General features: G+C 61.0%; 11 protein-coding genes. 5 read left to right on the top strand and 6 right to left on the bottom strand.

From position 1 onward, the window contains the following. Positions 1-315: 315 nt before the first annotated feature. Entirely contained in the window at positions 316-732 is a 417-nt protein-coding gene (locus tag OK351_RS10105) for a hypothetical protein (protein WP_265158465.1), read from the top strand. 371 nt (positions 733-1,103) lie between these two features. Here OK351_RS10105 and OK351_RS10100 read toward each other — a convergent pair whose 3' ends face one another. Continuing rightward, positions 1,104-1,712, bottom strand: coding sequence for a HutD family protein (locus OK351_RS10100; protein WP_265158464.1), 609 nt, complete (start codon positions 1,710-1,712; stop codon positions 1,104-1,106). A gap of 261 nt (positions 1,713-1,973) precedes the next feature. Between OK351_RS10100 and OK351_RS10095 the strand changes: the two genes are divergently transcribed. Together OK351_RS10095 and OK351_RS10090 are read left to right on the top strand one after the other, a co-directional pair. Continuing rightward, positions 1,974-3,242 (top strand): hypothetical protein, encoded by a 1,269-nt coding sequence (locus OK351_RS10095; RefSeq protein ID WP_265158463.1) that lies wholly within the window; start codon positions 1,974-1,976, stop codon positions 3,240-3,242. Between the two features lie 361 nt (positions 3,243-3,603). Continuing rightward, positions 3,604-5,097 carry a helix-turn-helix domain-containing protein gene (locus OK351_RS10090; protein ID WP_371931413.1) on the top strand — a complete coding sequence of 498 codons (1,494 nt, stop codon included), beginning with the start codon at positions 3,604-3,606 and terminating at the stop codon, positions 5,095-5,097. 50 nt (positions 5,098-5,147) lie between these two features. Here the strand turns inward: OK351_RS10090 and OK351_RS10085 are convergent, their stop codons facing one another. From OK351_RS10085 to OK351_RS10070, 4 genes are all read right to left on the bottom strand, one after another. After that, positions 5,148-5,807 carry an alpha/beta hydrolase family protein gene (locus OK351_RS10085; RefSeq protein ID WP_265158462.1) on the bottom strand — a complete coding sequence of 220 codons (660 nt, stop codon included), beginning with the start codon at positions 5,805-5,807 and terminating at the stop codon, positions 5,148-5,150. A gap of 29 nt (positions 5,808-5,836) precedes the next feature. Next, complete coding sequence (locus OK351_RS10080; protein WP_265158461.1) at positions 5,837-6,187, bottom strand: VOC family protein; 351 nt, start codon at positions 6,185-6,187, stop codon at positions 5,837-5,839. A gap of 141 nt (positions 6,188-6,328) precedes the next feature. After that, a complete protein-coding gene (locus OK351_RS10075) occupies positions 6,329-8,872 on the bottom strand; it encodes an ATP-dependent Clp protease ATP-binding subunit (RefSeq protein WP_265158460.1) in 2,544 nt (847 codons plus the stop codon). Between the two features lie 120 nt (positions 8,873-8,992). Continuing rightward, a complete protein-coding gene (locus OK351_RS10070; RefSeq protein ID WP_265158459.1) occupies positions 8,993-9,685 on the bottom strand; it encodes a response regulator in 693 nt (230 codons plus the stop codon). A 101-nt stretch (positions 9,686-9,786) separates the two neighbouring features. Between OK351_RS10070 and OK351_RS10065 the strand changes: the two genes are divergently transcribed. Together OK351_RS10065 and OK351_RS10060 are read left to right on the top strand one after the other, a co-directional pair. Continuing rightward, positions 9,787-9,972: a hypothetical protein gene (locus OK351_RS10065; RefSeq protein ID WP_265158458.1), complete on the top strand. Its 186-nt coding sequence runs from the start codon at positions 9,787-9,789 to the stop codon at positions 9,970-9,972. Between the two features lie 40 nt (positions 9,973-10,012). Continuing rightward, entirely contained in the window at positions 10,013-11,191 is a 1,179-nt protein-coding gene (locus OK351_RS10060; protein ID WP_265158457.1) for a sensor histidine kinase, read from the top strand. Between the two features lie 345 nt (positions 11,192-11,536). On the opposite strand, the gene OK351_RS10055 is transcribed toward OK351_RS10060, so the two are convergent. Then, on the bottom strand, positions 11,537-13,858 hold the full coding sequence (locus tag OK351_RS10055) for an FdhF/YdeP family oxidoreductase (RefSeq protein ID WP_265158456.1): 2,322 nt from the start codon (positions 13,856-13,858) through the stop codon (positions 11,537-11,539). Positions 13,859-13,900 lie beyond the last annotated feature (42 nt).

Here is a 13,900-nt window from a genome sequence, read left to right as displayed (position 1 = left end):
GTGACGATCTTGAGATTCGGCGAAACTGGTGGGCATGGGCATTGGATGCACCGGAAGACAGCTTCGATGGGGCACGGCGGGTATGGGTGGGGTAGTGTCCCGGATGGAATAGGAGGCTGGTACATGTCCAGGGGATCAAGAATGGCCATTGCATGTGTGGCGGCGATAGTTGCCCTTGCCGGAACGGGATGTTCAAGCAATACCCGGGTACCGCCCCCGGAGACAGCCACGGTTACCGTGACAGAGGCAGCAAATGCCGGAGGGACCACGGAGAGCCGGGACGACAAGGGTGATTCCGGGTTTCCGAATAACGAAGTGCAACCCACGCGATCCCCGTGGGTCTCAGTGGATCCCACACCTTTTCTGAGTGACTCCGGAAACCACTACTTCACTTCACCCAGCGGCAACCTCTACTGCGGAATCCTGCACGATGGAACCCAGCTGCTTGCCGGTTGCCAAGCGCTGTCGATTGTCGGCAACCTCCCCGAATGCGATGACCCCATGGTTCTCAGCGGTCCGATGATTTCCCTGGTCGACGATGGAACGGTGGGAGCTGGCTGCACCAGCGAAGGCGTGTACGTCGGAGAAGCGGGGAAGGTACTTGGGTATGGCGAGCGGATCACGGTTGGCGCTATCAGATGTTCCTCGTTGGAAGACGGCGTTACCTGCGAGGACCTGGAAAAAGGAGCGAAATTCCTTGCCTCCCGGGCAGCTTTCACGCAGATCCCCTGACATGTGGCGCGCTGGGACGGCTGCACGACCGGACGGGTCGGTCAGGCTGGCGCGTCTGTTCGAACTGCTGGTCCTCGCGAAATGCCAGGTTGAGCAGCACGACGAATACTCAGAATCTCGCAACGATGCTGGCGACTGCCAAGACGCGACCAGCCGGAGAACTGGTCGCGACGATTTCGGTTGATTCCATGCCCATGGCGCTGCAGGCCGTGGCTGGAGCCAGCGAGCCAGCAGCGGACCCGAGCATGCGGGAGAATATCCGGCAGACCGGCCGGCATGGTACTGATCTCAACGAGAAACCACCTCGCCGAACGGCGGCCCGGCCGGCCGATTGGCTTTTTGCGCCCCCATGCCGCAGACAGCTGCTTGTCTCAGCTGCCGGGGTGGTCGACCGAGATGACCGCCAGGACGCCCCGGCCACTGAGCCGGACCTCGGCCGCGTCGCCACCCACGACGGTATCGCGCGGATTGGCCTCGGCCTCTTGGTTATGGCTCACAACGGTGGCCTGGCCCTGCAGGAGTACCCCGAGTTGCCCGTCAAAGAGATACTGTTCGCGTTTCCTGGACAATTCGACAATCCGTACCGTGCTGCGAACCTGCTGAGGATCGTGGGCCAGGTGCAGGAGCAGGAGTTCTTCGGTGGGCTGGCTGGTCTCGATGGGGGAAGAGCTGTCCAAGGCCGCCGGGCGTAACGGCTCAACTCCCTGCGCGGCTCCATCGATCACCAACTGCAGGAAGTCGCCGGCGATCAGGGTGAGGATATGGCGCAAGCCGCCGGTGTCGAATCGGCCCGGTTTCTCCACGGAACGGATCGACAGCTGCCAGTGGGTTTCCGTCGTCCCCGTGGCGGTCAAGGCTCCTTCGGGAGTGAGTCGTCCGGCGGCGATTTGCCGCACCTGACCCAGTTCCCACTGCTGCTTGGGGCTGGCAGCCAGCTCGTGGACGGATCCCGGGAGGAATGCCGTGCTCTTTTCGCTCATGGTGCGAGTCTACTTGCCGGAGTCATGCAAGCGACCCCAGATATAGGGTGCAGGTTTGCGTGGAATCTTGATCTGCACCGCAGGTAGTCTAAATACCCGCATGTCATCCCTCTGGGGTATGGGGCCCTGGCGTGAATTCCATTAGGCTCGAAATACTGCGCCGCAGGCTTGGAGTTGCGGTGCGGCTCCGACCGATGGATCACGAGGGGTTGGTACAGGATGAACAAACGGGGTAATCGAGCAGTCTGGGCTGGGCTATCGATGGTTTTGCTCGTGCTGACCGTGGCCTGTACAGCAGAACCCACCGAAGGTCCCTCCGGGCCCATTGGCCAATGGCAAACCGCAACAATCCAGGGACTGACGTGGGAAGACGGAAGTGAAATCCAGGCCAGTGTCCTGGACCTTGACTCGGCCGAAGAGAAGATCATTGGCGACTTTTTCGGGTCCTACGCCAGCGTCGATGGTTGGGCCGGCTCCCGGGAGCGCTTCGGCCCCCTCGCCCTGACCGAGCATGGCGATCTGGTCGGTGAGTTCTCTGTTGCCTTGGAGCCAACCCGTGATGACACGGATTTGAGTTCCCATGGCGCGATCGGCATGGTCCGCGCCGGGGAATTCGAGCCTTTTGCCAGTACGGAGACGCTCGTTGCGGGTGACGGCAACCGCATGGTCATGAGCGCGGCTGCTGCAGATGACATGGTTGTGTGGGTGGAAACTGCCCATTACGGCGATGCAACCGATAAATGGCGGATCTTTGCGGGTGGCGCCGGCAAGGAAACGGAGCTGATGGCCAAAGCCGAGGACTATTCCGATTTTCTCCACCGGCCGCCCTTCAACCAGAATCCCGCGCCGGTGATTGACGACGGCATCGCCTATTGGCAGGGTCTGCTCGATGACGGCGAAGGCAAGCTGAGTGTCTCGGTTTTCGCGCAGCATGGAACCGAGGGACGCGGGGCGGAGATCGTTGTGCGCGATGCCAATAATCCGGTGGTGCTGGATTCCGGCATCGCGGTGACTGACACGATGGTGGATCTGGACCCCGGCGAGGAAGTCGATCCGGTGCAAAGCCCCATCAGAGGTAAGGGAATCTCGATATTTGACGGAAATACGCGCACCCCGCTGCTTGAAATGGCCGACCCTGCAGATCCGCGAACCGAGCTGGGCGGGTTGAGCGGTGGCGGCCAGACGTTGATCACCACCGTCAACGAGCAACTGCTGGTGATCGATGTGGAAACCAGGCAGGTTTCAGTGGTTTCAGCACCTGAGGCCGAAACCGAAGGGTTCACCTTTTTCGCGGCCGGCCCGGAAGTCTGCGGCGACTATGCGACGTGGACCTACACGGATCCCGCCGGTCGCAGCAATGGCATGCAGTACTTCCTTAAACTGGACACCCTGGAATTGGGCAGAATCACCGAGGAGAACTTGTTCGGCAAGGTGTTCTGCAACGATGACTACTTTGCCTGGCTGGTCCTGGATGGCGCCGACTCGGGTGCCATCGCCCACGCCGAGGTCATGGAATGGAAGGGCGACTAGCCGGGCTGGCATGATGGGCCGCTGGCCCAGGCCGCTTCACGTCGAATCTGGTTTCCCCGTAGGCGAGTGCCCTTCGGAGAGTCCAGAGGCGAGTGTGCCAACCGGGGGATCGAAATCAATTCAGCGGAACCCTTCTGCTGATCACTGCAGTGCGCGCCTTGTTTCCGACTTACCCTCCGTGCGGTGTAAAGCCTTCACCCCCATTGCTGTGTAGGCGGGGTGTCGACCGACGTTGATCGCTGGAAGTTGCCCAGGCAAGATCCTTGGATCTTCGGGAACTACTGACGTCAATTCTGGTGCTAGAGGTCATTTTTTTGATGAATTCTGGAAATTTCTTTAGTTCTTCACCTAAGCTTGTGATGTGACTGCAACCACATGGAACCGTAAGTTGGTCGACTCCGGCGGGGAAGATCCAGATAACCAGGAAGAACTGGATGTCATTGCCTTGGGGCGACGCATCAGGCATCTGCGCAAATCCCAGGGTAAAACACTGGATGACGTGTCGGCGTTGGTTGATACCGCCCCGAGCCAGTTGTCCCTGATTGAAAACGGCAAACGAGAGCCCAAGCTCTCGTTGCTCAAGTCCTTGGCGACCGCTCTGGGGGTCGGCGTGGATGACTTGCTGGGGTCCGAACCTCCCTCGAGACGAGCGGCGCTGGAAATAGAGCTGGAACGTGCCCAACGGGGTCCGTTATACGAAGCGCTGGGGTTGCCTAAAGTCCGGATCAGCTCTCGGCTACCGATGGACGTGCTCGAATCCCTGGTCGGTTTGCAGTCCGAGTTGGAACGCAGGCTGAACGAGCAGGCCGCCACACCTGAGGAAGCACGGCGGGCGAACACCCAATTGCGCGAGGAAATGCGTCAGCGAAACAACTATTACAAGGAGATCGAGCAGGAGGCGCGGGGTCTGCTTAATGCGGTTGGGCACTCCGGAGGGCCGCTATCCCATCACCGGGCAGCGGATATCGCCGAACATCTGGGCTTCAGCCTGCGATATGTGGGGAACCTGCCGCATTCGACCCGCTCGGTGACCGACCTGAAGAACCACCGGATCTACCTGACCCAGTCGGCAAGGGCAGACTATGATCCGCGTTCGGTGTTGCTCCAGGCCTTGGGGCACTATGTGCTGGGCCATCAGACCCCGAGTGACTATGCGGATTTCCTGTCCCAACGGGTGGCCACGAACTATTTTGCGGCTGCTCTGATGATGCCGGAGAAGGAAACTACCGCATTCCTGCAGCGGGCCAAGAGCCAGCGTGAATTGGCCGTGGAGGATATCCGGGACGCTTTTGCGGTGTCCTACGAATCGGCAGCCCACCGGTTCACCAACCTGGCCACCGAACACCTGGGGATCACCTGCCATTTCCAGAAGGTGCACGAGAGCGGGATCCTGCACAAGGCCTATGAGAATGACGGGGTGAACTTCCCCTCCGATCACACCGGGGCCATCGAAGGACAGTCGATCTGCCGATACTGGACCAGTCGCGTGGTGTTCGACGTGGCAGATAAGTTCCGTTCCTTCGAGCAGTTCACCGATACGGTCCGCGGCACCTACTGGTGCACCGCCCGCACCGAACGCCACTCCTCGGGACTGTATTCGCTGTCCATCGGGGTGCCCTTCGAACATGTGAAGTGGTTCCGCGGGCGGGATACCAAGGAGCGCTGCCAATCCAAGTGCCCGGATGAGAATTGTTGCCGCCGCCCACCGGCGGACCTGTCCTCGGTGTGGTTCGGCAACGCCTGGCCGGCGACCCGTGCGAATACCCACCTGCTGGCGGCCATGCCCACCGGGGCTTTTCCCGGAGTGGATGAAACCGAGGTCTACCGCTTCCTGCAGGAAAACCAGGTCGACTGAACGATCTGTAGACAGGCCCGGGCGGGTCCATCGTTGACGGTTTAGTTCTCCTACAGCACCGAGTCCACGAAATCGGCTACTGGCGCCGCCAATTGGGCTCCGTCCTCCTCCACGCTGCGACCGGATCGGGCCGACTTGAAGGAGTGGTCGCCGCCTTCGACCCAATGAAGTTGTGCCCTCGCACCGAGCCGATCGACAATTGGCTGCAGGATCTCGGGCTGGGCGAAGGGATCCTTGGTGCCTTGCAGGAACAGCAGGGGTGTGTCCAGGCCATAAAGGTGCTCATCGCGCAGCTTCTCGGTCTTCTTTGGCGCATGCAGCGGGTACCCAAGGAAAACCAACCCGGGCACATCCCGGCCTTCGGCCACCATCAGCGAAGCCATCCGCCCTCCAAAGGACTTGCCAGCGGCGAATACCGGTAGTCCGTCGGCGAGTTGTCCCTCGGCCATGTCAAGGACCGCGTTCCAGGCCTGCAGCGCACGTGGGGCCCGGTCCGGGAACTTCTTCCCGATGTCCATATAGGGGAAGTTGAAACGAAGTACGCTCAGACCCAGTACCTGCAGGGCCTGCGTTACCCCAGTGAGGAACGGGTGGTCCTTGCCCGCCCCGGCACCGTGGGCAAGAACCAGTACCGCACGGGCGTCGGGTGCCGGATTCCACAGGGCAGTCAGTGTCGAGTCCTCGAAGGGGATTAGCAGGCTGCGCATCATGGACACCAGCCTATGCCCGGAACCGGTGGCTAGTGCGGATCCGAAACACAGAAAACCAGCCCGAAGGGGTCGCGCAACACGCTCCAGGCGAAGTCCTCGCTGGCCCGGTGCTCCTCGAGAACCTGGGCTCCGGCGTCAACGAATGCGGTAACCTCGGCCGACCGGTCCGTGGAGGCTTCCAGATCCAGGTGGATCCGGTTCTTGCCCTTGGCCACTTCCGCAACCTGCTGGAAGGCCAGCCGCAACGGCGAGCCGGGCAGGTCGAGCATCACGAACCCGGGATACTGGGCCAGGTATTCGCTGCCCAGACGATCACGCCACCAGCTCGCGGCGGCCCGCTCATCGAGCACATCCACGGTAATCATTCCCACTGAAACCATGGGCATAATCTACTGCAGCGTGCGCGGCAGGGCAATCGGTAGCAGAGCGCCGGAACAAACGCAGCTGCCCCGCACGATTTTCCCTTTCGAGCGGGAAAGGTGCGGGGCAGCTGTGTCTCGGATGAACCGGAACAGGAACTGCTAGGCGTCGAAGTACTCGACGCCGGCGGGGACCGGGGCCGGTTGCTTCTTGGCCACAACCAGTTTTCCGTCCACCACGTCCACCAGCACGGTATCCCCGGCGCTCACGGCATCGGCCACCAGCAGGTCGGCGATGGCATCGTGGACCTGGCGCTGGACGAGCCTGCGCAGTGGGCGGGCCCCGAATTCCGGATCGTAGCCCTCGCTGCCCAACCTGGCGGTCGCGGCGTCGGTGACGGACAGCTCGAGGTCCTGCTCGGCCAGGTGCGCCCGGGTTTCATCGAGCACCAGCGAGACGATCTGCGCGATCTCCGATTCGCTGAGCTTGCTGAACAGCAACACCTCGTCCAACCGGTTCAGGAACTCGGGACGCACGAATTCGCGCACCTTGCCCATCACCTTCGCCCGGATCTCCTCCTGCTCCGCCTTGGCATTGGCCGAGGTGAAGCCCAACGAAGCGGTCCGGCTGGCCAGATACTGGCCGCCGAGATTGCTGGTCATCAGGATCAGGGTGTTGGAGAAGTCCACGGTGCGGCCCTGCGAGTCGGTCAGCCGGCCGTCGTCCAGAACCTGCAGCAGCACGTTGAACACGTCCGGGTGGGCCTTTTCGATTTCGTCGAGCAGGATCACCGAGTACGGGTTGCGCCGCACCTTTTCAGTCAGCTGTCCGGGTTCGTCGTGGCCGACATACCCCGGAGGGGCTCCGATCAGCCGCGAGACGGTGTGCTTCTCGCCGTACTCGCTCATGTCCATCCGGATCAGCGACTCGGGCTTGCCAAAGAGGCTGGTGGCCAGCGCCTTGGCCAGTTCGGTCTTGCCCACGCCGGTGGGCCCCAGGAACATGAACGAGGCGATCGGGCGGTTGGGGTTGGTCATCCCGGTGCGTGAACGGCGCACCGCGCGGGCCACGGCCGAAACCGCGTCCTGCTGGCCGATCACCGAGGCATGCAGCTCGGATTCCAGGTTTGCCAGGCGTGACTTGTCATCCGCGGTGATCTTCGCGGCCGGGATGCCGGTGGAACGGGAAATCACCTCGGCGATCTGTACCTCGTCCACCACCCTGGTCACGCTCTGCCCGCCGGATTCCTCGACCTGGACGATCCGTTCGGTCAGCTCCTTGATGTGGTCGCGCCAGGCGCCGGCATCCTCGAAGCGTTCCTCGGCGATGGCCCGGGCCTTGTCTCGTTCGGAATCCACCAATTCGGCACGCAATGCCTGTACGTCCTCGGTGTTTCCGGCCGCGATCGAGCGGCGGGCTCCGGCGATATCCAACAGGTCGATGGCCTTGTCCGGCAACTGGCGATCGGTCAGGTAACGGGCCGAGAGGCCTACCGCAGCCTGCAATGCCGCGTCCGTGTACTGCACCTGGTGGTGGTCCTCATAGGATTCCTTCAGGCCAGCCAGGATCTGCAGGGCGTGTTCCTGGGTCGGTTCCTTGACGGTGACCGTACCGAAGCGGCGGGTCAGTGCCGCATCCTTTTCGACCTTGCGGAATTCGGACAGGGTGGTGGCGCCAATCAGCCGCAGCTCGCCGCGGGCCAGCCGTGGCTTGAGGATGTTGGCGGCATCCATGGTGCCCGATTCTCCGGCTCCGGCACCGACCAGCAGGTGCATCTCGTCGAGGAATACGATGGTCTGTCCCTCGGCGTCGGCGATCTCCTCAAGCAGCGAAGTCAGGCGTTGCTCGAAATCGCCCCGATAGCGGGTTCCGGCCAGCATTCCGGGCAGGTCGATGGATACCAGCCGGGCCCCGGCGATCTGTTCGGGAACCTCCTCGGCAACAATCGACCGGGCCAGGCCTTCGGCAATGGCGGTCTTCCCCACCCCGGCTTCGCCGATGAGCACCGGATTGTTCTTGGTGCGGCGGGCCAGGATCTCGATGACCTGTTCCAGTTCCTGGTCGCGGCCGATGACCGGGTCGATCTGGCCGTCGGCGGCCAGTTCAGTCAGATCGGTGCCGAAACGTTCGAGCATCGACTCGTTCTGCTCCTCGGCCTGCTGTGCCCCGCCCTGCTCCTGGGCGCGCTGCATCTGGTCGGCGGCGGCTTGCTGCAGGGACTGGGCGGTCACCCCGTGTTCGGCCAACAGCACACCCACCGGGGAATCGGGGGTGAAGACGAAGGCCAGGAACAGGTGTTCAGGATCGATATAGGTCGACCCGTAGTTGCGGGCCACCTGGTAGGCGTCAAAAAGCGTACGCTGCGCGGCGGCGGATAGGCGTGACGTCTTTTCGGTGTTCTCGTTGCGGCGTGGCATGCGCTGCGCGGCGGCAGCGGCCAACGCCTCAAGGTCCACACCCATGAATTTCAAGTGTGATGACACCGGTTCGGACTGCAACAATGCCATCAGCAGGTGCAGGGCGTCGATTTCGTCATGTCCGTTGTCGCTGGCCACGCCGGCAGCGCGCGAAACCACGTCATGGGTGCGTTGGGACAGTAGCCGGGTGATGTCAATCGGGCGTGCGGATTGGGCTCGTGAGGAGAGGAACCGCGAAAGGAATTCCTCGAACGAGCCATCGGCGGAAGAACCGAAGAATGCTGGCAAGTGAGCCTCCTGAAACTTGAGTGTTACGTACTCATGTTCAACACTTCAGCATCGATTCTATTCCCCCGGGCTGGAAAGTTTCTGGATTGTTGTACGGTTCACAGCGCCAGCCGGCTCTTTCTAACGGTGCGGGGGATCGATTTCATACGAATTCAGGTCCACCAGCTGCAACTGGGTGGCCACGATGAGCGCCTGGACCCGGTCCCTGACCCCAAGCTTGGTGAAGATCTTAGCCATATGGGTTTTCACCGTGGTGTCGGCGACATTCAGGATGCGGCATATTTCGGTGTTGTTCTTTCCCTGGGCGAGCAATGACAGGATTTCGAGTTCACGGGCTGTCAGCCCCAGCTCGTCCGCTACATCGCCGGCCACCGCCGGCTTGGCATATGCACGCTGCACGGCTGTGATCAGGTCCGTGGACACCGAAGGGGAGATGGCCGCAGTGCCCGAGTGCACCGAGATGACGGCTTGCACGATCTGCGCCGGGTCGGTGTCCTTGACCAGGTATCCCGATGCTCCGGCCAAGAGAACGGGAACCAAGTAGTCATCGGAGGAAAAGGCGGTAATCGCCAGAACTGCGGTGTGCGCGTTGCTGGATTTGATGAGCCGAGTGGCTTCGACCCCATCCATAATCGGCATCTGCAGGTCCATCAGCACCACATCGACATCGTGCGCGGCGCAGTACTCTACAGCCTCTTGCCCGTTTTGTACGGAATTTAGTAACAGAATGGCATCGTCTGTTGCTAGGATTGTGCCAAGGGCGCGTCGAATGAGTGGCTCATCGTCCGCAATCAGAACCTTGATTTGCTCCATGGGTCGTCCCTCATTCTACTGGTTTCCGTTTGACACGGTGGCTATGCCTCGAAGTATATAAGCTCACATCGTTTGGCAAGTTCACACATACGGAGTAAAAAATGAAGCTCGCAAAGCTCCTCGCCATTGCCGCACTGGCTATTGCACCGATCGCTGCTATCCAGACCGCTGTGCCTGCGGAAGCGGCCGCTGCGACCGTTTCGGGTCCACCGGTCGCCGAGCCGGCAGGAATTTCTACCGAGTTCTCCAAGTGGGTCTGCAAGAATTTCGGGATTGCCTGTGGTTGATCAGTAAGTGGCCCGGAAAGGCCATATCGAAAGCCGGTAAATGAAGACACAGGACAACCTGCGTAGCCTTTGGAACGGCTCTCGGATCATCGTCTGGGTCGGCATAGTGATACTTGGTGCGATTACCGCTACTGAGATCATTACTTTGGTCAACGAGGGAATCGAGCAATCCACGACGGCCGACTTTCACGGTGCTTTTCTAGGCATCTTATTGTGCATCGCCGTGGCGTTGGCGTTTTGGCTACCTTCGGCGTCGCTGGGCGCGTATGTTGCCTTGCTCTTTTTCGGCTTCGCCAGTGCGGCGCAGATACTTCTGTTGATCAGCTCGCTCATAGTCTTCACGGCGTTATCCGGCAGTATTGACTCCGCTCTGCTCCGGCGGCTCTACCTGTCTTTCATCGGTGCGTGGATGCTGCAGTTCGCGGTGCGTGCTGAGGATGATGTCATGGCGCTGGTGGTGCTGATTCCTGCCGTTCTGCTGACCTATATCGCAGCACGAAGCATCTTCGTTCTGCGTGAGAAGAACCAGCAAAGCGCGCGGCAGATGGACGCGTTGCGAGAACGTACCGAAAGCGCGATCCGTAACGAGCGCAAGAATATCGCCAGAGACTTGCATGATATCGTCGCGCACGACATCACGATTGTCGCAATGCAATCGAAGGCGGCGAAATTTGCCGACAACGAGCAGGCAAGCCGTGAAGCCCTTGATGTCATTTCGAAGCTCAGTTCCGAGACCTTGCACGATCTGCGGCTAATGCTCAATGTGCTGCGCACTGACGGCACCATGAGCGACGTTGGCGGTGGCCATGATGCGCCGGCCGCAACGACCATTCATGCCCTGCAAGGAGTCCAGGTGTTCTCCCGGCGCCTCAGGGACGCCGGATTCGATGTCCAGACCCATACCGGTGAGGAGATCGCTGATTTACCGCGTTCGGCTCATACTGCGTTGTATCGGGTGATGCAGGAAGCCACCACGAATATCATCAAGCATGCCGAACCCAATACCGTGTGCTCAATTTCGCTCAACCGGATCGGCGGCAAGGCGGTGCTGCGGATGGTCAACCAGATGCCTACCGGCAAGCCCTTATCCGATAGGGATGCGCTCTGGGGAGGGAGCGGGTTGATCGGCATGGAGGACCGGATGCAAGCCTTCGGTGGGCATTTCGAGGCAGAGCAACAGGGTTCGCGCTGGGTCCTGGTCGCCGATATCCCGTTTTAGTCCGGCACCCTCCTACTTAAGTACGATTTCGCATTCTTGCCAAACAGGTTAAGTTAGATATGTATCGGTGAAGACCGATCACGGCGGTACTTGAGTGTTGAGGTTTTGCGAGTGGCTTCAACGCTCGACCGCAGTGATTAAAAGGTACGTTGTATGTGCAGCGAACTTGAATATTCTCGGTGATGTGCCCCCATCGCATGCCGTGTTCGAGTGTACATGCAACGTACCTTTTATAACTTAAGTCTTGCCAAGCCGTATATGGCCAATCCTTGGGCCGATGACCAGGATGGTGAACACCCCGCGTGGAGCCTATTGCGGGCTCCACGCGGGGTGTTCTGTTCTTGATCAGCTGTTGAGGGTAGGCCCGGGCTGCTCGGTATGCGGCACAAATCGCACCATCATTGCCTTGAAGCCCGGCGTATTCGACTCACGGGCCACCAGATCACGATGGACCAGTGCGTTGGCCTCCGGGAAATAGGCGGCCGCACAGCCCTTGGCAGTGGGGTAGGAGACCAGCCGGAACTTGTTGGCACGGCGCTCGGTGCCCTGGAAGGTGGAGATGACATCCACCAGCTGCCGATCCTCGAGTCCCAGGTCAACCAGATCATCGGGATGGATCAGGATAACCCGTCGCCCGTCCTTGATCCCTCGATAGCGGTCATCGACCCCGTAGAAGGTGGTGTTGTACTGGTCGTGGCTGCGCATGGTCTGCAGGATCAGGTGCCCCTCGGGGGCATGCAGAGCCTCGAAAGGGGAGACGGTAAACCGGCCCTTGCCGATGTCGGTGGCGAAGGATCGTGAATCACGGGGCGGATTGGGTAGGACGAAGCCGTTCTTCCCGCGCACCCGGCGGTTGAAGTCCTCAAAGCCGGGAAGGACACGGGAGATATGGTCGCGGATCACATCGTAATCCTCGGCCATGCTCCGCCAATCGACTGGGTGGTCCTCGCCGAGGATGGCGGTAGCCATCCGCGCCACGATCACCGGTTCGGCCAGCAGGTGATCGGAGACCGGGGTGAGTCGTCCCTGCGTCGAGTGGATCACCGACATGGAATCCTCCACCGAAAGGAACTGGGCACCGCCAGGATGCTTGTCATCCTTGTCGGTACGCCCCAGCGTGGGCAGGATCAATGAAGTTTGCCCGTGCACCACATGGGAACGGTTGGGTTTGGTGGAGATGTGCACGGTCAGCTTGGCCCGCTGCATGCCGGCCTCAAGCATTTCGGTTTCCGAGTTCGCCAGGGCGAAGTTTCCGCCCATGGAGACGAAAACGTCGATCTCGTCCTTTTCGAAGGCATGTAACGCCTCGGTGGAATCGTAGCCGTGCTCACGCGGGGAGGAAATCCCGAACTCCTTGTCGAGCGCCTCGAGCAGCTGCTCGGTGGGCTTTTCCCAAATGCCCATCGTGCGATCGCCCTGCACATTGGAGTGGCCGCGGACCGGGCAGGCGCCGGCTCCGGGTTTGCCGAAATTGCCCTGCAACAGCAGCAGGTTGATGATTTCCTTGAGCGTCGGGACCGAGTGCGGTTGCTGGGTAAGTCCCAGGGCCCAGCAGATGATGGTGGCCTTGGACCTGATCAGCAGATCGGCGATCTCGGTGATCTGGGCGCGGGTCAATCCGGTGGCTTCCTCGGTGGCTTCCCAATCCAGGGTGGAACGGGCTTCGCGGTAGGCATCAAAGCCGTCGGTGACCGAGGCGATGAAGTCATGATCCACCACGCTGCCGGGATCCAACTTGTCCGCCTCGAGCAGCAGATGCCCGAAAGCCTGGAACAGGGCCAGATCGCCACCGACCTTGATCTGCAGGAAATCGCTGGAAACCGGTGCGGACTTGCCCAACATCCCGGTAACCGTCTGCGGGTCCTTGAAGCCGAAGAAACCGGCTTCGGGCAACGGATTGACCGCTACCACGCGTGCACCACGTTTCCTGGCATCGGCCAGTGCACTGAGCATCCGTGGATGGTTGGTGCCCGGGTTTTGCCCGATGACAAAAATCAGCTCGGTATGTTCGAAGTCCTCCAGGGACACGGTGCCCTTGCCGATGCCAATGGTGGGGTTCAGTGCCGAGCCCGAGGATTCATGGCACATATTGGAGCAATCCGGCAGATTATTGGTGCCCAGTGAGCGAGCCAGCAGCTGGTACATGAAGGCGGTTTCATTGGCCGTACGTCCGGAGGTGTAGAAGACGCACCGGTCCGGGGTGGTGGCGTTGACGTGCTGGCCGATGGTGGCAAAAGCATCGTTCCAGCTGATCGGGGTGTAGTGGGTTTCCCCTTCCCGGATGATCATCGGCGTGGTGATCCGGCCCTGGGAGCCGAGCCAGTATTCGGTCTTCTCACGCAGTACGCTGATCGGGTGCTCTGCCCACCACTCGGGGGTGACCGTGCGCGCGCTGGCCTCCTCGGCAATGGCCTTGGCCCCGTTCTCGCAGAATTCCGCGGGCTTGCGTGCACCGGTAATCGATTCCGGCCAGGCGCACCCCGGACAGTCGAAGCCGCCACGCTGGTTAACCCGCAGCATCGAACGCAGGGTGCGGCTGACACCGGCTTCGGCGAACCCGCGTTCCATTGATACCAGGACCGCCTTGGGCCCGGCGGCGGCGTGCTTCGGCTCGGTGACCTTGAGCTCTTCCTCGTTGATATCTTCGGTTGGTGCTGGGCGATGCATGGCTATCTCCATCCGGGGTTCAGGGGCGCATTCGGTGCAGTG

It is taken from the genome of Glutamicibacter sp. MNS18 (assembly GCF_026107515.2).
Taxonomy (GTDB): domain Bacteria; phylum Actinomycetota; class Actinomycetes; order Actinomycetales; family Micrococcaceae; genus Glutamicibacter.
The sequence above is the reverse complement of the archived record's forward strand: the minus strand, read 5'-3'. Positions and strand labels throughout refer to the sequence as shown.

Excerpts from the sequence above, each read along its gene's own strand:
- OK351_RS10060 (WP_265158457.1), top strand. The coding sequence starts at position 10,013 with ATGAAGACACAGGACAACCTGCGTAGCCTTTGGAACGGCTCTCGGATC.
- OK351_RS10080 (WP_265158461.1), bottom strand. The coding sequence starts at position 6,187 with ATGGTTTCAGTGGGAATGATTACCGTGGATGTGCTCGATGAGCGGGCC.
- OK351_RS10070 (WP_265158459.1), bottom strand. The coding sequence starts at position 9,685 with ATGGAGCAAATCAAGGTTCTGATTGCGGACGATGAGCCACTCATTCGA.
- OK351_RS10065 (WP_265158458.1), top strand. The coding sequence starts at position 9,787 with ATGAAGCTCGCAAAGCTCCTCGCCATTGCCGCACTGGCTATTGCACCG.
- OK351_RS10055 (WP_265158456.1), bottom strand. The coding sequence starts at position 13,858 with ATGCATCGCCCAGCACCAACCGAAGATATCAACGAGGAAGAGCTCAAG.
- OK351_RS10085 (WP_265158462.1), bottom strand. The coding sequence starts at position 5,807 with ATGATGCGCAGCCTGCTAATCCCCTTCGAGGACTCGACACTGACTGCC.
- OK351_RS10100 (WP_265158464.1), bottom strand. The coding sequence starts at position 1,712 with ATGAGCGAAAAGAGCACGGCATTCCTCCCGGGATCCGTCCACGAGCTG.
- OK351_RS10095 (WP_265158463.1), top strand. The coding sequence starts at position 1,974 with ATGGTTTTGCTCGTGCTGACCGTGGCCTGTACAGCAGAACCCACCGAA.